The sequence below is a fragment of the Mesoflavibacter sp. CH_XMU1422-2 genome, from assembly GCF_037029245.1.
Taxonomy (GTDB): domain Bacteria; phylum Bacteroidota; class Bacteroidia; order Flavobacteriales; family Flavobacteriaceae; genus Mesoflavibacter; species Mesoflavibacter zeaxanthinifaciens.
Genome location: NZ_JAYMEE010000001.1, coordinates 92,807 through 111,895, shown reverse-complemented (window position 1 = coordinate 111,895; position 19,089 = coordinate 92,807). Strand labels below are relative to the sequence as shown.

Annotated in this window: 13 protein-coding genes and 1 tRNA gene; 4 read left to right on the top strand and 10 right to left on the bottom strand. The window is 30.0% G+C overall.

The window, feature by feature from the left end:
• The 4 genes from WA340_RS00505 to WA340_RS00490 are packed head-to-tail and all read left to right on the top strand — an operon-like array spanning position 1 to position 7,640.
• Positions 1–1,470 carry an ATP-binding protein gene (locus tag WA340_RS00505; protein ID WP_336126839.1) on the top strand — a complete coding sequence of 490 codons (1,470 nt, stop codon included), beginning with the start codon at positions 1–3 and terminating at the stop codon, positions 1,468–1,470.
• Positions 1,467–4,277 (top strand): Z1 domain-containing protein, encoded by a 2,811-nt coding sequence (locus WA340_RS00500; protein WP_336126838.1) that lies wholly within the window; start codon positions 1,467–1,469, stop codon positions 4,275–4,277. The genes WA340_RS00505 and WA340_RS00500 overlap by 4 nt, the downstream gene beginning before the upstream one ends.
• A 2-nt stretch (positions 4,278–4,279) precedes the next feature.
• Entirely contained in the window at positions 4,280–5,260 is a 981-nt protein-coding gene (locus WA340_RS00495) for a PD-(D/E)XK motif protein (RefSeq protein ID WP_336126837.1), read from the top strand.
• On the top strand, positions 5,253–7,640 hold the full coding sequence (locus tag WA340_RS00490) for an AIPR family protein (RefSeq protein WP_336126836.1): 2,388 nt from the start codon (positions 5,253–5,255) through the stop codon (positions 7,638–7,640). The genes WA340_RS00495 and WA340_RS00490 overlap by 8 nt, the downstream gene beginning before the upstream one ends.
• Before the next feature lie 42 nt (positions 7,641–7,682).
• On the opposite strand, the gene WA340_RS00485 is transcribed toward WA340_RS00490, so the two are convergent.
• The 10 genes from WA340_RS00485 to WA340_RS00440 all read right to left on the bottom strand — a co-directional run bounded on the left by WA340_RS00485 (position 7,683) and on the right by WA340_RS00440 (position 19,073).
• Entirely contained in the window at positions 7,683–8,705 is a 1,023-nt protein-coding gene (locus WA340_RS00485; RefSeq protein WP_336126835.1) for a DUF3871 family protein, read from the bottom strand.
• Positions 8,674–9,498 carry an AAA family ATPase gene (locus WA340_RS00480; protein ID WP_336126834.1) on the bottom strand — a complete coding sequence of 275 codons (825 nt, stop codon included), beginning with the start codon at positions 9,496–9,498 and terminating at the stop codon, positions 8,674–8,676. Before WA340_RS00480 ends, WA340_RS00485 begins: the two co-directional genes overlap by 32 nt.
• A gap of 253 nt (positions 9,499–9,751) precedes the next feature.
• On the bottom strand, positions 9,752–10,444 hold the full coding sequence (locus tag WA340_RS00475) for a hypothetical protein (protein WP_336126833.1): 693 nt from the start codon (positions 10,442–10,444) through the stop codon (positions 9,752–9,754).
• Positions 10,445–10,607: 163 nt separating this feature from the next.
• Entirely contained in the window at positions 10,608–11,819 is a 1,212-nt protein-coding gene (locus WA340_RS00470) for a site-specific integrase (protein ID WP_336126832.1), read from the bottom strand.
• A gap of 166 nt (positions 11,820–11,985) precedes the next feature.
• A tRNA-Met gene (locus WA340_RS00465) sits at positions 11,986–12,058 on the bottom strand.
• A gap of 121 nt (positions 12,059–12,179) precedes the next feature.
• Positions 12,180–12,362: a CPXCG motif-containing cysteine-rich protein gene (locus WA340_RS00460; protein WP_336126831.1), complete on the bottom strand. Its 183-nt coding sequence runs from the start codon at positions 12,360–12,362 to the stop codon at positions 12,180–12,182.
• A gap of 64 nt (positions 12,363–12,426) precedes the next feature.
• Positions 12,427–13,239 (bottom strand): leucine-rich repeat domain-containing protein, encoded by an 813-nt coding sequence (locus tag WA340_RS00455; protein ID WP_336126830.1) that lies wholly within the window; start codon positions 13,237–13,239, stop codon positions 12,427–12,429.
• A gap of 194 nt (positions 13,240–13,433) precedes the next feature.
• Entirely contained in the window at positions 13,434–14,684 is a 1,251-nt protein-coding gene (locus WA340_RS00450) for a TolC family protein (RefSeq protein WP_336126829.1), read from the bottom strand.
• A 61-nt stretch (positions 14,685–14,745) separates the two neighbouring features.
• Positions 14,746–17,946: an efflux RND transporter permease subunit gene (locus WA340_RS00445; protein ID WP_336126828.1), complete on the bottom strand. Its 3,201-nt coding sequence runs from the start codon at positions 17,944–17,946 to the stop codon at positions 14,746–14,748.
• Positions 17,946–19,073: an efflux RND transporter periplasmic adaptor subunit gene (locus WA340_RS00440; protein WP_336126951.1), complete on the bottom strand. Its 1,128-nt coding sequence runs from the start codon at positions 19,071–19,073 to the stop codon at positions 17,946–17,948. Before WA340_RS00440 ends, WA340_RS00445 begins: the two co-directional genes overlap by 1 nt.
• Positions 19,074–19,089: the final 16 nt, after the last annotated feature.

Below are 19,089 nucleotides of genomic sequence, written 5' to 3'. Positions count from 1 at the left end.
ATGGATAAATATAGAGCTGAGAATGCAAGACCTAATCCAAAATCAACAATAAACTCTTATCGAAGTTTTGGCTATAATTTATCTACAGCTATAGCTGATATTGTAGACAACAGTATTTCTGCCAACGCCAGCTTAGTAGAAATAAACTATAAATGGGAAGGAGAAAAGTCCTATATATCAATTATTGATAATGGAAATGGGATGAACTTGGAAGAACTTATTGAAGCAATGACTCCTGGAAGTAAAGATCCTGAAGAAATTAGAAACGAAAATGATTTAGGTAGATTTGGTATGGGACTAAAAACAGCTTCATTCTCTCAATGCAAAAGACTCACTGTAATAACAAAGAAGAAAGGTTATAAAACAATAAAGAGATGTTGGGATATTGACTACATCAATCAGATTGAAGAATGGGTACTTTTAGATTACATTTCGGATTCAGCCTTTACAGAACTTCTAGATAAATTTGACTCTGGAACATTAGTATTATGGGAGAACCTAGACAGAATTGTTGGAAATGCACAGAAAAATAATGAAAGTGTAAAAAATGCTTTCTATCAAGAAATGTCTATTGTCAAAGAACATCTTGGACTTGTTTTTCATAGGTTTATTGAAAACTCTAGACTAGTCTTAAGCTCTAACTCTTATTCTATTGAAGCTTGGAATCCGTTTCTTTATAATCTTACTACCAAGCCAGAAATGGGACAACCAGAAAGATTAAGTAATAATGTTGAAGTAACTTATTACATCCTACCTCACATGTCGCGAATTTCACATGATGAATATGAAAAATCTGGAGGACCTTTAGGCTGGTTTAATCAACAAGGTTTTTACATCTATAGAGGAGACAGACTTTTAGTTTCTGGAGATTGGTTAGGACTTGAAAAGAAAAGAGATTATTCCAAATTAGCTAGAATTGCTGTAAATTTCCCTAACACAGGAGATTTTGACTGGAATTTAGATATAAAAAAATCTACAGCAACACCACCTATTAAAATACGTAGAGAGCTATCTAGAATAGCAAAAATTGCGATTAAAAAGTCAGCTAAGATTTATAATTGGAGAGGGCAGAAATCTATTTCTCAAACAATTAATGAAAGTAGTTTAGAAAAGCTATGGAAGGACACTACCAATAGAGATGGAATTAAAAAGTACCAGATAAATAGAAAACATCCAATTATTGCTCAAGCTTTAGAAATTGAAGATTCAAATAAGATTTTTTCTAAAACACTTAAATTAATAGAAAGTAATATTCCTATCGAACTCATTCTATACAATCAAAATGAAGACCCATCTCATCATGAGCTGGAAAAAATATCTGAAACTCCAGATGATGCTTTAATCCAATTGGCTATTGATTTGTTCAAAATAAACATAGAAAATGGTGTGCCTAAGTCATTAGCAAAACAACAGATAATGAACTCAGTACCATTCAACCTTTTTCCACTAATAAACGACTATTTAATATGAGTAACATAAACGAAACTGCTAGAATGATAGCTCATTCTTTATTAGACCATGAGAAAAAAAATGGCGAAATAACAGAGGAAAAAATCCTTTCAATTATAGAAAAAGTGTCTGCAATAGATATAATACCTGGTCAGCAAATTAATAAAGAAGATTTATTCGAGGTTTTAATGTCTGATTTAAGTATTGGTCAAGGCTCAATTACATCAATGACAGATGACATTGAACCTTGGCTTAATAATGAAAAAGCAAATATCGATTTTGAACTATGGAATAGGTATAAATTATATTTAAAAGAAAAAGACAAGTCTTTTCCAATACCATCATTAGATGACTTTACCGATAAAATTCTAGATAAATGCGTTAACCCTAAACAGAAAGGTTCTTGGGATAGAAGAGGAATGGTTGTTGGACATGTTCAGTCTGGTAAAACCTCAAATTATGTTGGTTTAATTAATAAAGCAACTGATGCAGGTTACAAATTAATCATTGTTATTGCAGGAACAATAAGCTCTCTTAGAAGACAAACTCAAGATAGGATTGACTCTGGTTATATAGGGAGAAACAGCTCCTTATACCTAAGAAATAAAGGAGAAAACAGAATTAAAGGTGTTGGGAAATATAAGGTAAAGACAGATATATATCCTTTAACATCTTCGTATTATCATAAAGGGGATGAAGGTGATTTTAGCACCAAACAATTGCATAATTCTAACATTCCCATAGGTAAAAATCCTGTTGTATTTGTCATTAAGAAAAATAAGACTATCCTCGAAAACTTAATTGATTGGTTGTCACACAATGAAGATATTAAGACAGTTGAAGGTCGTAAAAAATTGATGAATATACCTGCATTAATAATTGATGATGAGTCAGATTATGCGTCAGTTAATACTACTAAAGATATAAATGAAGTTAAGACAATAAATAAACTAATAAGAGTATTACTTAACTTATTTGACCAAAATACTTTTATAGGCTACACAGCTACTCCTTATGCCAACTTATTCATCTCTCAAGAATACAATGAAGACTTAACTACTTATGTTAAAGGCAAAGAATATTTTATTGGAGATGATTTATTTCCAAAGCATTTTATTGTAAATATAAAAGCAGCTAAAAATTATATAGGAGCTTCTACTTTGTTTGGACTAGAAGACCCTAATTCTGAAGAAAGCACAGAGCCATTAGACATTTTCAGACCAATTTATAGCGAAGAATATAATCCTCCTCTTTTTGAAAAAATTAATAAGCATAACAAAGATAATTTACCTGAATATCTTCCAAATAGTCTAAAGTATGCAATCAAATCCTTTATTCTTACTTGTGCAATCAGAAGGCTTAGAGGACACGAAAAAAAGCATAACTCCATGCTTATTCATGTTGCTTTATATGTTAAATGGATAGATAGAGTTGCTATGCTTGTAAATGAATTGATAAAGGAGTTCACCAATAATATTGAGGCTAATGATACTGAGTTTATTGAGGAGATGAGAAATATCTTTGAGTCTGATTTTAAGCCAACTACTGAAAGTGTTTTAGAAAATCTAAGATATAAAGACAATCGAATTAAAACTCATACTTGGGAGGAGGTAAGGAAAGAAATTAGAACAGCAATTAAAAAGTTTGATGTAAGAGCTGTCCATGGGACTGCTTCCTTATCAAAATTAGATTACCATAATATTTCTAATATAGATTATGACAGACATGAAAACGGTTTATCTGTAATTGCCATTGGTGGTGGTAAATTATCAAGAGGTATTACTCTTGAAGGTCTATCTGTAAGTTACTATCTAAGAACTACTAAGATGTATGACTCTCTTATGCAAATGGGAAGATGGTTTGGATACAGACCCGGTTATGTAGACTTGTGTAGGCTTTTTACTAATAATAGAATTTTTGATTGGTTTAACCATATTACTATGGCTACTGAAGAAATGAGAAACGATTTTGATATTATGAGTTCTCAAAACCTAAAACCTAAAGATTTTAAATTGAAAGTTAGAAACCATCATGGTCTTTTGGCTGTAACTAGTGCTTCAAAATTATATTGGTCTACTAACATAAAAATTTCATTTTCTGGAACTAACCTCCAAACTTACACATTAAATAAAGATTTTGAGTCAATCAATAATAACTTTAATATATTTAAATCTTTAATATCGAAACTAGAACACCCTATTGAAAAATTGACAACAAGAGGAGATCTTAAATATTTAATGTTCAAGAAGGTTGATGTTCAATATCTAACAGACTTTATCAATGACTTTAGAATAGATATTCCAACAATCAAAAACTCAGTAATTTCAGACTATATATTATCTCAAAACTTGAAAAACAATATTAAAGAATGGACTATATGTATAGTGTCAAATACAGATAAAAAAGTAAATGTAAAATATCCTAAAGATGAAAATCAAGAGCCAATGTACTATAACATCAATTCAAATGGACATAATATTCAAATGACTTGTAGTGTAAGAAATCAGACTGAGCCAAATTTAAAATATAGAATTACGAAAAATCAAATTGATGACATTAAGGATAGACAAGCTGATTTAGACGTTCAAGAGTTTAAGTCTAACATAAAGATTCGAAAACAAAGAAAAATAGAAAATAAAGGATTATTGCTCATTTATGCTTTAGATGAGAGAGGGACAAGTAATTTGAATAACAATATCCCTGTAATTGGATACAGTATATATTTTCCTGAGATAAAGAACGAAACAAAAACATCTTATACTGCAACAATTTTTGATGATTTTGATGAAGAAGTTATGCCTGAAGAGGAAAATTCTAAAAGCGAATAATTATGTTAGATTTAAAATCAATTTGGGAGTTACAAAAGCCTTCAAAAGATGAATTAATAATAAAAACTAGGATTGATATACTACCTCAGTTTAATTGCTTTGCAGCTACAAATCATATAACAGGGAATCATTTATTTTTAATGGAAGTCTCCTTAAACACGGTTATTCCCGAATTTAAGAACTCAAGTTTCAAGGGGGTAAGAATTGATGTATTTGAACTTGATAACAGTAAAGAATTAAATATATATTTAATAGACAATGAACTTAAAGATATTTTTAGTCTATTTGTAGAAAATATAATTGAGGAAATAACAAATGTTCCAACAGAAAATGAAGCTATCACAATTACATCAAATATTATCCAAAAGTGGAAAAAGTTATTTGACAAACTAAATACTCAAGGATTAACAATAGAACAACAAAAAGGGCTCTTAGGTGAACTTTTATTTCTAAACGAGTTAATTGATAGTAATATAAACCCAGATTATCTTTTAAACTGCTGGACAGGTCCTGATTATGAAGATAAAGATTTTACGCTTGGAGCTACTTGCTTTGAAGTTAAGTTCACTACATCCAAATTACCTAGAATTAAGATCACTAGTGAAAGACAATTAGACACTTCAAATGTTAAAAATCTCTTTCTAAATAATTATGCATCTGAAACATTAAAGGAAAATGGTATTTCACTTAATTCTGTTGTAGATAATATTCGAGATAAAATTTCTAATAACTCTGCTACTCTAAAATACTTCAATGAAAAATTGCAATCTGCTAATTATTTTGAAGAAGATAGAGATAACTATGATATTCAATATGGAGTAAAAACAAGGTCTTTATATCAAGTCAATGATTCTTTTCCAAAACTGACTAATGAGAACTTACCTCAAGGAATTTACAATACCTCCTATTATATTGAAAATTCAGCTATTGAAGACTATAGAGTTGATTTTGACATAATAATTAATGAACTAAAAAATGAATAGAGCTTTAAGAAATTACATAGATGAAGTAAAGTCTGAAGTTGCAGCACTAGTGTATTCAGATGGTGAAGGCTCTAGTTTTGAAGATAAATTTACCGAATACTGTATTGAAGTGCTTGAATCTATAGGAAAAACTGATGGTGCAAGAGTTTTGTCATTCATTCATCCTAATTCTAAAGGAGGGATAGATTGGAAAATTAATGGCTATTGTTTAAAGGACTCGTATAAAGATGACAGCAATAAGAGTTATTTTGAAACTTTAGAGCTATTTATAACCTATTTTAATGCTGATGATTATGAATATAATATTCTTTCTACAGAGTTTACTAAAACCCTAAACCAAATAAAGAGGTTTTTAAATGGAGCTATAAAAAGGCATATAGACTATATAGATTCATCTAATGATGAACTTATAGAGCTTTTGAAAATTATAGGAAAACAAAATCAGCTTTTTGATAGAGTTAATATTTATCTATTAATGAATGGTAATTCTAAACAACCTGAGAACAAAATCAAACTAAAGGGTATAGATGAAAGTTTAAGTATAAACCTTCATGTTTGGGATATAAATAGGTTTTTTAGAATTAATGAAACTAATAGCACAAGAGAACCAATAGAAATTAATTTTTCTGATTTTTTAAATGACAATCAACAAGGAATACAATGTCTTAAAGTTCCAAGTATAGATGAGCTATATGATTGTTATTTAGCCATTATACCAGGCTATGTTTTAGCTAATTTGTACAAAGAGTTTTCTAATGAATTATTAGAGAGCAATGTAAGAGCATTTCTTGGACAAGCTGGCAAATACAATAAAGGTATTAGAGATACTATTAGAGAAAAGCCTCAAATGTTTCTACCATATAATAATGGGATTACTGCCACAGCTAATGAAGTTGAAACTAAAGTCATAAATAATCAGCTTTTTGTAACAAAATTAAATGATTTTCAAATTGTTAATGGAGGTCAAACTACTGCCTCACTTTATCATACTCAAAAAAAGTATAAAGATGCAGATTTAAACAGTATTTCAGTTCAAATGAAATTAACTGTTATAAAGGATATTGATAAGAAAAATATAGAAGTTCCCAACATAGCGAGATATGCCAATAGTCAAAACAAAGTAACAGAATTAGACTTATCATCTAACAACCCATATTTTGTTAAAATAGAAAGCTTATCCAGAAAGAAATATGTTATAAATCCAGAGAATAAGAATCAATCTGTTCTATGGTATTTTGAAAGAGTAAAAGGGCAATACAGAGAAGCTATTAATAAGCTTACTCCTAGTATGCAAAAGAAGTTTAAAGAGCAAAACCCAACAAAACAAAAATTTGTAAAATCTGACATTGCCAAGTACATGAACCTATGGGCACAAAAACCCTACATGGTTTCTAGAGGTTCCCAGAAAAATTTTATTGACTATACTAAAAGCATCAATGAATTAGTAGAAAAAAACAAAATGCCTGGTGAGAATTTCTACAAAAAATTTATTGCTAATGCCATTATTTTTAAAACAGTAGACAAACTCTTTGGTAGAAAGAATGTAGATGCTATAGGCGACACTAACTTGAAGTCTTTTACTGTAGCTTATACTATAGCATATTATCACTTCTTAACTAATAACAGAACAGATTTATGGAAAATCTACACTGAACAAAGACTTAATGACTCTTTTGTTGAAATGCTAAGAGAATTACTTGTATTTGTTTATAACCATTTAACAAAAAATGCAGTAAATACACTTATATCTGAGTATGCAAAAAAAGAATTGTCTTGGAAAACACTAAAAGAAGAAAAGTATAATCTTAACAAGAATGTTTTGGATGAGTATCTAATTACTCAAGAAGAAGCTAACTTAAGAGCAAAAGAAAAAGAAGTTGATGATAATGACAATGAAAATAGTTTACATAGGGTAAGTAATATCTTAAAATTGGGCATTAAATTTTGGGATGGATTCAAAAGATATATAAATATTAATTCAATTGACGAATTAGATTATTATGAAATTTCTGATTTAGTTAAAAATATTAAAAATGGAAAAAACTTAAATTCAAGAAACAAATACCATGGAGGTAAAGTATTGAAATTACTAGAGTTTAATCCTGAAATTATTGAGAACTCAAAAAAACTTTCTAGTTTAAAAGACGAAGAAACTATTGAAGTTAAGTTCATTTATGATAGGCTAAAACTCATAAAAGCTGCAGATTGGAAAAGGATTATTGCATTAGGAGAGCAAACTAAGGTTTTTGAATATAAAGAGCTCTCTAACATAAAATACACTAGTACAAAGCTATTAAAAAATGATTCGGTTAAAGAAATAGCTATAGTAAAGTGTTTTGAATCGTTAAAAAAAATTAAAAAATTTGGAATCAAATTTTAAAATAACCCAACCTCTAGTTTTAGAGGTTGGGTATCTGTCAACTCAATTCAAAAACCAAAAATACTTGGAATCCCCATTGAGAGTTTGTGCCAATCCATTTGTAAAATCAAAAGCATTGACAGTTCTATCCAGAAAAGCATCTATATAAGAACTCTTATTTGCTGATGTGAAAAGGTTATAAACATTCCATAAATTAATGTTTCCGTTTTCATCTTTACAAAAACTCTTATCCTCATAATAGTCTTTTGCAATAGTATTCATTTGTCTATCTGCAAAGTCCATTTGTGGTAATTCCTTTCTCTGTTCTTTAGGCAGATAATTATACAATCTTGCTTTGCCAATTAACTGTGCAAATTGATGTTCAGTAATACTCTGTTGTGTCAGTTCTCTCATTGCTTTTAAATGACTTTCTGCTTCATAACCTTGTATGGTTTCCATTATTTTAGCTTGAAGCTCATCATACCCACCTACTCTCATTTCTGATACAAAGCCATCAGATGATATACACATATTGCAGCACACCATATTCTGAAATCCTATGAAGAACTTAAACTTTTCATAGGTCTTTTTACTGTAAAGGTTTTCATGGTTGTAAGCTCTAACACCACCTACCATTAAGGATAAAGGATTACCGTTTATAGTTTCTGTTATTGAGGGTATTCTCACCATAAAAGCCATCCTCTCAAAGTATTGGGTAACTTCTGTATCTAATAATTCATTGGCTGACTTATGTATAGCATCACTGATTCTACCCTTAATCTGGTGACTTACCCTTATCTCTGGCTTATCAATCTGCTGGTTATTAAAAACGCTACTAACACAGTCTTGAGTTATTTCTATAAACTCTTGATGTGCTATTGTTCTTTCATTATCCTTTGCGAATACTGGAATAATGCACTCTTCTTTTAAACAAGAAAGGCTAACATCCTTTGTGTTAGCCTCTATAAATGGGTTTTGTTTAAATTTCCTCTTTTCTGATAGTGTGTGGGAATCTTGAGAAGATTGTTTTGTACTATCAGGTAAAGAGGAAATATTATTGTTTTGGGTTACTGTTATAAGTTCCATTTTGACTGTGTTTTGGTTGTTTAACTAAATTTTCTAATTGTTCTTTTTTCTTAATAAAATCAGCATTAAGTGTTTTCTGAAATTCTGGATTTTCCTTGTATAACGTCATAAGCTCACTAACAGATAAACATTCATTAATACGTTTTAAGACATCTTCCTGAGAGTTTGGTGAATTACACCATTCCAAGATTTTTTTACCTGTAGATGCGTTAATTTTAAATTCTGGTTTACCTGAAAAAAGGTTAGTTCTATCCTTACTGCATGATGCATAATTTTTGCTATCTATATCAAACACAAGGGTAAATTCAAAATCTATTCCATCTCTCATTATGCTTTTCAACCCTATTTTCTCTGGGACATATTTTCCGTTTTTTTGATTAAGCACATAATCCTGTTTGGTTCTCATAGTGGCAATAAAATGAGCATCTGACTGTAATATTTTATTCACCAGAGTATTAAGTCTTGGGGTGATTTTCGCCCAATTTGTAAATGAATTTCCTGGAAGTTTACTATGGTAATCTAAAAGCTCTTCCCAAGAATGAGATAGACTGTCTATCACTATAGTCTGCATATTTGCATTTAGACATACATCTATTGCTTCAATATATCTTTCAGGAGTATAAGGTGGCTCTAAAATTAACACATTGTATTCTCCTAAATTTGAATACAAATTACTGCTTCCTGACTCAGTATCAATAACTGCTACATTTTGTAGATTATTATTAGTCAATCCTTGAGCTAATAAAATTGATGAATAGCTTTTGCCTGAACCTGCAGGTCCTTGCAAAGCCATTTTAATCTTGGCTTGTTTTCTTTCTGATTTTCTTAATTGCATGATGTTTAAATGTTGATTATTATTTTGTTGATTTGATTTGAAGGAAGTGGAAGAAATTTGAAATCTTCTTAAAGAAAGTACCCAAAGAAAATTTAATAAAAAGATTATAATATATTCTTGTACCTTCTATAGTGTCTGTTGTTTTTTACAAACCAAAAAACCCAAGAAAAAATGAATTTTCCTGGGTTAATTTTTACATTCCAAATATAAGTTAGTCCTTTTTAAAGGCAGGTGCTAAATACTTATATAAGTCATGTTCCACTTCCTTTCTGTTGTATTCTGAAAAAATTTCTGGTATTAATTCAAGTATTCTTGAACAGTCCAAATTGAAGAAGTAACTATTTGCATTTCTTCCTTTTTCAGCTTTACAAGACTTAGAAATAGCAGATTTGATAATTCCTAAGTTTTTAAACCTATTGATTATTGTATTCCTCTTACCTCGTTTTATTCCTAATTCATAGCCTATTTTAGATTTCTCCCACCTAAAGGTTTTAAATCCCTCTTGCTTGAATTTTATTATTAAGGTTTCAAACAATACTCTTTCTTCACAGGAAAAAAATCTTGGATTATAATTTCTAAAATTAGGATACCTTGTTCCAAAAATGGTATCATAATCATGAACCAAGGTTCTTAAATATGAAATGTTAGATGAATTTAATTTTTGGGGTGTAGATAAACATTTTGAAAACTGGTCAGGAATCAAGTTTTTTATACTGTCATCATGAAATGCTATTTTTAGAACCAGATATTTATCTCTTTCATCTGTAAAATTATCACTAAATACTAAATCTGGATTATAAATATCCTCTTTAGGAATTGCTAAATATTCATTAGTAGAACTTTCTCCAAAACGTCTTTCAATACATGTTTCTGGCTCTATATAGCCAAATGATAAATCATTCATAATTATATGATTTAAATTAAATAAAAATATGAAAAACTCTTAATTTGAAGCTGAAGAAATTAGCTTCTTGGTCTACTTTAAAGATACAGTTCTACTGTTACTGCAATGAGTTTCAAATATACAAAATGTAGAGTTCATATGCTATTTTTAGCAATGTAAAAAATTACTTTTTTTTGATTTTTTTCTTTAGTCGAAACATTTCTTCACTAATTTTCTGCTGGACCACTTTACCATAGTGTCTTTGGGTAATTGTCATTTTAGAATGTCCTAAAAGCTCACTCACAATTTCCATTGGCACATCATTATATAGCAATACAGTAGTTGCAAATGTTTTTCTGGCAATATGGTGTGTCAATTTCTTTTTAAAGCCTAAAATCACTCCTATTTCCTTTAAGTAGGAATTAAATTTTTGATTGGTGACAACAGGTAGTAATCTATCTTCATGATAGTACTTCTCAAGAATTGAAATTGCTTTAGGTAAAAGAGGAATATTAACTGGACTTCCTGTCTTTTTTCTAAACATTTTAATCCAATTGTTTCCATCAAACCCTTCAATAATATGTTCCTCACTTAATGCTTTCATTTCAGCATATGCTAAGCCTGTATAACAGCAGAACACAAAACAATCTCTAATCCTTTCCAATCTTAAATTATAGGAAAAATCATGTTTCTCTAGCTTTTCTAATTCATCAGAACTGAGATATACTACTTCAACCTTATATCTTTTAGGCTTATAAAGAATAAAAGGGTCTTTTTGTAGATACCCTTCAGCTAGAGCTAACTTTATTATTTTACGTAATCTCTGTATAGACTTATTTATGGTAATCTGTTTATGTCCTAATTCTGACTTTAAATAGAAATCAAAATCATCCAGAAACTTTAATGTAATCTTAGATAACAAAATATCATTACGCTTATATTTAAATTTCAAAAAGTTAGACAGATGATTTTTAGCTTCTTTAAACTTATAATAGGTTGATTTGGTATATTCCTTCCCAATGAGTATAGACATGTTCTCATTGTGGGTTTTAAATACTTCCATTAAAGTTTTTTCTTTATTTATACTCTCACCCTTATACTTTAAATAAATATCCTCAACATCAAATGAATTTACATTGACTTGTAAAAACAAAAAAGCCTCATTAATTTTTTGACTAATAAGGCTTAATTGAATATTTATATAATTATTTTCAGGGTTTGGTTGTTTAGCTTTCTGCTCTTTATTATACCAATATTTAGGATTTATAAATATACCTGTTGAAAATATCTTTCTCTTTCCCAAATAAGTTATTCTACATCTAATTGAGGATTTATTTTGTTTGTTGATTTTAGCTCTATTAAGTAAAAACAACACTCTTATATTTTTAGGATTCATAATGTTTCGGTTAAAATAAAAGGGTGTACCTTTTTTGGAAAATGGTGTACCTAATAGTGTTCCTTTTTCTTGATAGTGAAAGGCAATTGTATAAAAATTAAATACAGTAATAATATAGATTTACTACATAAAAAAAGAGCTAACATTACTGTTAACTCTTATTTAGTAGCGGGAACTGGACTCGAACCAGTGACCTTCGGGTTATGAGCCCGACGAGCTACCTACTGCTCTATCCCGCGATATGTATGTTGAAATGCTTTTCTTAGCTTTTAACTTGTCGGTTCATAATGCCGACCAAAACATTTCGGACTGCAAATATACAACCCTTTTTACATATAACAAGGATATTTTAAAAAAAAATTACTGATCGATACCAATAGCTTCAAAATTAATTAGTTCTGCTTCTTCAAACACTGGTGTTATTTGTATTGGATTACAACATACTTCGCAATCTTCTAAATAAGTTTGATTACTAACACTAGTATCTAGTAGCATAGATATTGTTTCCCAACAGTAAGGACATGTAAAAAAGTGTTCTAACATAGTTCTATAATATAAAAAAAGTCAACCAATTGGTTGACTTTAATTTACAAACTTTATTTTAATTCTAATCTTTATCAACAACCGTTTGGTCTTCTAAAAATAAAGATACTTTTTTTGGATTATTATTAACTACTGTGATGTAATCATTATTTAAGTTGTTGTCGCTAACCATAACTAAAGATAGATTATTTAATTGCGATAACTGAAATGGTAATACTCCTGTTAAATTGTTGTTTGACAATACTAATTCTTCTAATTTAGATAGTTCTGCAATTGTTTCAGGTATATCTCCTTCTAATTGGTTATCTATTAAGCTTAATATTTTTAATTGTTTTAAGTTATTGATTTTATAAGGTATTGTGCCTTGTAAATAATTACTACCTAATTCTAAGCTTTCTAATTGTGTTAAATTTGTAATTGTTTCTGGTATTTGTCCTGTAAACTTGTTACTGTAAAGAGCAACAACTTCTAAATTCTTTAAATCTCCTATCCAAGATGGAATATTTCCTTCTAATTGATTTAAGAATAACTCTAAATTTTCTAAAGATTTTAAATTTGATATAGTATTTGGTAATGTTCCGTTAATTTTATTGAAACCTAAATTAATTGATTTTAAGTGAATTAAATTTCCTATTTCTGTAGGTAATTGCCCTTTTAAATTATTGAAAGAAAGATTTAATCCAACTACTTTAGAATCTTGAACAGTTACACCATGCCAAGTATTTATTGGCGCTTCTAAATCCCAAGTTGTGTTCCAACTAGCTCCGTTAGTACTGTTATAAAGTGCTACTAAAGCTTCTTTTTCTGAATTTGAAACTTCTGCAAAAGATAACATTGCAGTTAAAAAGAAAACGATGGTTAATTTTAAGTGTTTCATGGTGAATTATAGATTTGGTTTCTAATTTCATATTAAAACTAACTTAAAAGATGGTGAATGACAAATTCTTTCGATTAAGTGCATTAAATTTTAACATTCATTTCGAAAAAAGATGCATTTCATCGGATATTCCCTTAAAATTAAACATAATATTCTACGTTTATCGGCAAAAAACACTGTTAAACAGCAGTTTACTAAAATTCAACATTTAATAATTCACCACTAATTTGAAGTAATTGTAACTCGGCTAATTTTGCAGCATATTTAGCTTGATTTCTACTTAATTCTGCGTTTAATAAATTAAGTTGTGCTTGTCTGAATTCGATAGAGTTAACTTGACCAATTTTAAATTTTTCTTGTGTACGATCAAAGTTATTTTGAGCCGTAATAATGTTTTTTTCTTGGATGTTATAAATCTCCAATTTATTCATATAATCGTCCCATGCATTATCAAAATCTCTTTGGATAGATAATAGAATATTTTCTTTTTGTAACTGCTGAGTTTCTAAGTTAATCTTAGCGTTTTTTACACGTGTTATTGTAGCTCCTCCATCAAATAAATTCCAACTTAAATTAACTCCACCAGACAATCCTGTATTTGTTGAAACCGCGACAAACGACGCTGCATTGTTGTTATTTTTGTTCCACCCATAACTTCCGGTTAAGCCTAAAGTTGGTAAATATGCAGATTTACCAGATTTAATATCTAACTGGCTAATTGCTATATTTTTTTCAGTTTGAAGCAAAGCTACATTGCGCTGTTTTGCCTTTTCAAATAAACTGTCTTTTTTAAATTGAAGTACAAAATTGACTTCAGTTTCTACATTAAAATCTTCAGTAAACGTTTCCCCTAAAACCAATTTTAAATCGCGTTTTGCAATTTTTAAATCTTGCTTTATATTTATAATATTAATGCTATCGGTATTTATATCTACTTCTGCATTAAGTACTTCTAATTTGGTATTTTGTCCGTAATCAAATTGATATTCTGCTCTTACTAATCGGTCTTTTGTTACCAAAAGTGTTTCATCTAAAGTCTCTAAGTTTTCTGATAGTTGAGCCACATTGTAATACACAGAAAACAACTGAACAATTGTATTCTCAATCGTTTCTCTTGCCTGCAATTCACTTAATTGATACTGTTCTTTTAGCCGTTTGTAATTATAATGTCTTCCTAAACCATCAAAAATGGTATAATTTAAACTTACACCTGCATTATACCTGCTACTTTCTGCTCCGTTTAAAACGGTTGAATTTCCGTTAGAAAATTCGGCTTCTGTATTGTCTAAATTATAAGTTGCTCCAGCAGTACCTGTTACTGTCGGTAAATATCCAGAGTTTAAAACACTTGTGTTATTTTCGGCAACTAGAACATTGTTATTTGCAATTTTTATATCGTAATTATTGTCTAAAGCTAATTTTACTGCTTCCTCTTTAGTCAACATTTGTTGTGCATTCAAATTATTGATGCAAAACATAATAGAAATGCTTATTAAAAATGCAAAATTACTCTTCTTCATCTGTTTCATGTTGTTCTATTATTGCACGTTCTACTTCTTCTTTGGTTACATTATTACCTGTTGCTAACCATTTTCCTTTTTGTTTAATGGTATTGCTAAACGATAAAAATAGAGGCAGTACTAGTAATGTTAATATTGTGGCATAACCAATACCATAAGAAATTGAAATTGCCATAGGCTTTAAAAATTGCGCTTGCCTACTTTTTTCTAAAAGTAAAGGTGCTAAACCAGCAATAGTCGTTAAAGAGGTTAAGAATATGGCTCTAAAACGTGATTTACCAGCTTCAGATAATGCGATTTCAAATGGCATTCCTTCTTTTAAATTACTATTAAATTTACCAATCAAGACCAAACCGTCATTAACCATAATCCCAATTAAAGCGATAATACCTAAAAGCGATAAAATATTTACAGGAAAACCAGAGATCCAATGTCCCCAAGCGACTGCTGTTAAGCTAAAAGGTATTAAAAGCAATAACAATAATGGTTGAGAATAACTTCTAAAAGTGAAAGCTATAGTAATGTAAATTAACAGTAATATAGGTATTCCTGCTGCTTTTAAAGATCTTCCTAGTTTACTAAACTCTCTATTTTGACCTTCAAAAGAGGCATTAATTGTTGGATATTTTGATTGTAAATTTGGTATGAAATTATCTTTTATATCATCCAAAATATCATTTGGACTTGTACTAGGATCTTTTAAATCTGCATAGACTTGTATTTCGCGCTTTCCTTCTAAATGGTTAATTGCCACGTCACCACGAACAATATCATATTCTGCAATGTCTTTTAAAGTAACACGCTCGCCGGTTGGTGTTACAATACGCATAGCGTCTAGGTCGTTTATAGAGCTTCTGTTGTTTTTATCATAACGTACCCAAACTCTAATCTCGTCTTGTCCTCGTTGAAAACGTTGTGCTTGCGCACCAAAAAATCCAGCTCTTACCTGAGACATTACTGTTCTTAAATCTAAACCAAGTAAATAGGCGTTATCTTTAAGTTGTAATCTGATTTCTTTAATTCCTGCAGGGTCATTATCTCCTATATCTTTAAGTAAAGGATTAGATTCTAAATACTTTTTAAGCTCTTGTTTTGATGCTTTGAGCTCTTCAATATTATTACTCAATAATGATACTGAAACTGGACTACCACCAAAATTTCCTCCAGAACCATAAATTAGTCGTTCTGTTCCTATTACTGGTCCAACTAATTCTTCTAACCTATTAGTTACTAAAAAGGATTGGATTTCGTCAGGACGTTCTTCACCTGGCAATAAATTAATTCTTAAAGTTGCGCTAGAGCTACTACTAATATTAACTATTGTGTTTTCAAACAGTTGCTTTCCTGTACCTTTTAAATATTTTTCTGTAAGCTCTTGATTAACAATAAATGACTTTTCTTCTATCATGGAAATGATAGAATCTGTAATCTTTACGTTAGTTCCTGCTGGCATTACCAACTCGATATTTGCAGAGTCACTTGCTATTCTTGGGAAGAAAGACGTTTTTATAATCCCGCCACCAATAGATCCAAAAGTAATCACTAATAAAGACACAAAAATACCTAATGACAACACCTTATAACTTAATACAAACTTTAAAACTGGTGTATATACTTTATCCCTTAAGTATGCCATAAAGTTATCTCCTGCTTTATTAATACCTCGCATTACAGCAAAAAAACCTTTAGATTGTTTAGCGTGAAGCTCTTCCTTTTTTATTCTTAATGCTTTAGAATGTGCTAAATGAGCAGGTAGGATTATTAATGCTTCTACTAAAGAAACTACTAGCGTGAGAATAACAATAACGGATACTTCGCTAAAAAATTCGCCAATACGACTTTCTAAAAAGAAGAATAATGAAAACGCTAAAAGTGTTGTTGCTATTGCTGAAACTACTGGCGGAATCACTTCTAAAGTTCCATCTATTGCTGCTTGGATAGGTTTTTTACCTTTTTCGTAATGTTGATAGATGTTTTCGGCAATTACAATACCATCATCAACCAAAATACCAATTACGATAATCATCCCAAATAGTGACAATACATTTATGGTTACATCAAATTGACCTGCAAAAGCAAACATCCCAAAAAACGAAATTGGTAACCCAAAAGCTACCCAAAGTGCTAATCGTGTATTTAAGAAAATAGATAAAAATACTAGCACTAAAATCATACCTACAACTGCATTTTCTACTAGTAATTCTGTACGCTGATTTAATGTAATTGATAAATCTCTAATAACATTTAATCTAACGTTATCATACTTTTGATTATAATCTTCTATGTAGGCTTTTACTTTATCTGCTGAAGAAATTAAATCTTCATTATTAGTACTTGTAATTGTTACATTAACTGCTAAATCTTGATTAAAATACGTTGCATTTGGTGTTTCTGAAAAACGGTCTCTTATTTTTGCTACATCTTTTAACCTAATAACTTTACCATCTGCAGATGCTCTAACGACTATATTAGACAGCTCTTTACCATAATACTCACGGTTATTAGCTCTAATTAAATACTCTTCGGCTTCTGTTTTTACATTTCCACCAGTGACTAAAATATTGGCGTTACTAACCGCTTGAGCGACTTCGTTAAAAGTTAAATTATAGGCTAATAAATCAAGTTCGTTTACTGCTATTTCAATTTCTTCTTCAGGAAAACCAGAGATTTCAATTTGCGATATACCTTCTAATGCACGTAGATCGGTTTCTACTTGACGTGCTAATTGTTTTAAAGTAACTAATGGCACGTTATTTCCGCTTAAAGCGAAAGAAATAGTTTCTCTTACCGCTTCTTGTTTAGAAACTACCAAAGGTTCCATTCCTGTGGGGAAAGACGGTACTCTATCTACTGCATTTTTAACTTCTAAAAGCATAAAGTCAAGACTTTCGCCTTTTTCAATTTCAACAGTAATTGATCCGCTATTTTCTCTAGATACCGAAGTCACACGGTCTACACCTTTTAAGCCTTTTAAATTATCTTCAATTTGAAGTACAATACCTTCTTCTATTTCTTGTGGTGATGCACCTGGATAAGTAATGGCTACATTGATAATTTTGGATTCAGTTAACGGGAAAAATGAGGATTTTAATGATAAAATACCAAGTATACCAAATACAATAAAGGCAATAATAAAAATGTTTACTGCAACGTGATACCTTATGAAATATTCAATTATCTTTTTCATTATTTAATTGAATCTTTAGTTGTTGTAGTACTACTCGATGATTTTACACGCATACCTGCATAAGCGCCAGGTACTGGTTTACGTAATATGATTGTACCATTTGGCACGTCTTTTAAAATTACTTTTGTATCAGAAAAATGTATTGGTTTTGCTGGTATTACGTCTAACAAACTATCTTTAACCACATAAATTTCTTGACTATCTAAAAGCAAGTTTCTGTCTATTTCTATAGCGTTGTCTACTTTTTCTGCATCTAAATTTGCTTCTAGATACATACCTTCTTTTAAATCCGGATGTTTTACTTCTATAAATACAGTTATGGTTTGCGTGGTCGCATCAATATTACCATTTACACGAGATACTGTTCCTGTGTAGTTTTCAGTTTTTTCTAAGTTAGAAAGACTAACATTTTCACCTTCTTTTAAAACACTTGCAAAAGATTTACTCACTGCAACTTCCATTTCGTAAACTGAAGGATTTATAAACTCTCCTAATTTTTGTCCATTACGTACCAAGGTACCTTCGGTTACTAAAGCTTCGGTTAAAATTCCTGAAAACGGTGCAGTAATGCGATATTTTGCTAACCGTTGCTCTAAGTTTTTAACGTTGTAATAGGCACTAACAATACCTCTTCCGGTGATGAAATAATTTTCTTTTTCATTTGAAATTTCTGGAAGTTTTGGTGTTGTCTTGTTTAAATCAAAACCATTTAAATACGATTGCCACTTTGGGAAAACATCTGGAAAATCTAAACGTAAATCTGGCATAATCGCAGCAATGCTATTATATAAATTACTTTTTGCAGATTGTACGCTAGCATAATATTCTGAAGCATCAATACGAATTAAAGTTTCTCCTTGATTATACTTTTGTCCTGGTTTAAATAACTTATTCCCAGTTTTAAAAATACCTTGTACTTCTGAGTATAACTCGACTCTTTGCTTTGCTGTTAAGTTTCCGTTGGCTTGAATAACAATAGGAACAGTAGTATTTTTAACGGTATCTGTTAATACAGTTTTTACCACTTTAGGCACTACTGGTTTTGGCTTGTTCTTATTATCTACTAGTGTTTTTGCTCCAAAAAAAGTTACTGCAATTAAAGCTAAACCAAGTATGCTAAGTATAATTTTCGCATGGTTAGAA

Coding starts and splice junctions, on each gene's coding strand:
- WA340_RS00505 (WP_336126839.1), top strand. CDS start 1: ATGGATAAATATAGAGCTGAGAATGCAAGACCTAATCCAAAATCAACA.
- WA340_RS00500 (WP_336126838.1), top strand. CDS start 1,467: ATGAGTAACATAAACGAAACTGCTAGAATGATAGCTCATTCTTTATTA.
- WA340_RS00495 (WP_336126837.1), top strand. CDS start 4,280: ATGTTAGATTTAAAATCAATTTGGGAGTTACAAAAGCCTTCAAAAGAT.
- WA340_RS00490 (WP_336126836.1), top strand. CDS start 5,253: ATGAATAGAGCTTTAAGAAATTACATAGATGAAGTAAAGTCTGAAGTT.
- WA340_RS00485 (WP_336126835.1), bottom strand. CDS start 8,705: ATGGAACTTATAACAGTAACCCAAAACAATAATATTTCCTCTTTACCT.
- WA340_RS00480 (WP_336126834.1), bottom strand. CDS start 9,498: ATGGCTTTGCAAGGACCTGCAGGTTCAGGCAAAAGCTATTCATCAATT.
- WA340_RS00475 (WP_336126833.1), bottom strand. CDS start 10,444: ATGAATGATTTATCATTTGGCTATATAGAGCCAGAAACATGTATTGAA.
- WA340_RS00470 (WP_336126832.1), bottom strand. CDS start 11,819: ATGAATCCTAAAAATATAAGAGTGTTGTTTTTACTTAATAGAGCTAAA.
- WA340_RS00460 (WP_336126831.1), bottom strand. CDS start 12,362: ATGTTAGAACACTTTTTTACATGTCCTTACTGTTGGGAAACAATATCT.
- WA340_RS00455 (WP_336126830.1), bottom strand. CDS start 13,239: ATGAAACACTTAAAATTAACCATCGTTTTCTTTTTAACTGCAATGTTA.
- WA340_RS00450 (WP_336126829.1), bottom strand. CDS start 14,684: ATGTTGACTAAAGAGGAAGCAGTAAAATTAGCTTTAGACAATAATTAC.
- WA340_RS00445 (WP_336126828.1), bottom strand. CDS start 17,946: ATGAAAAAGATAATTGAATATTTCATAAGGTATCACGTTGCAGTAAAC.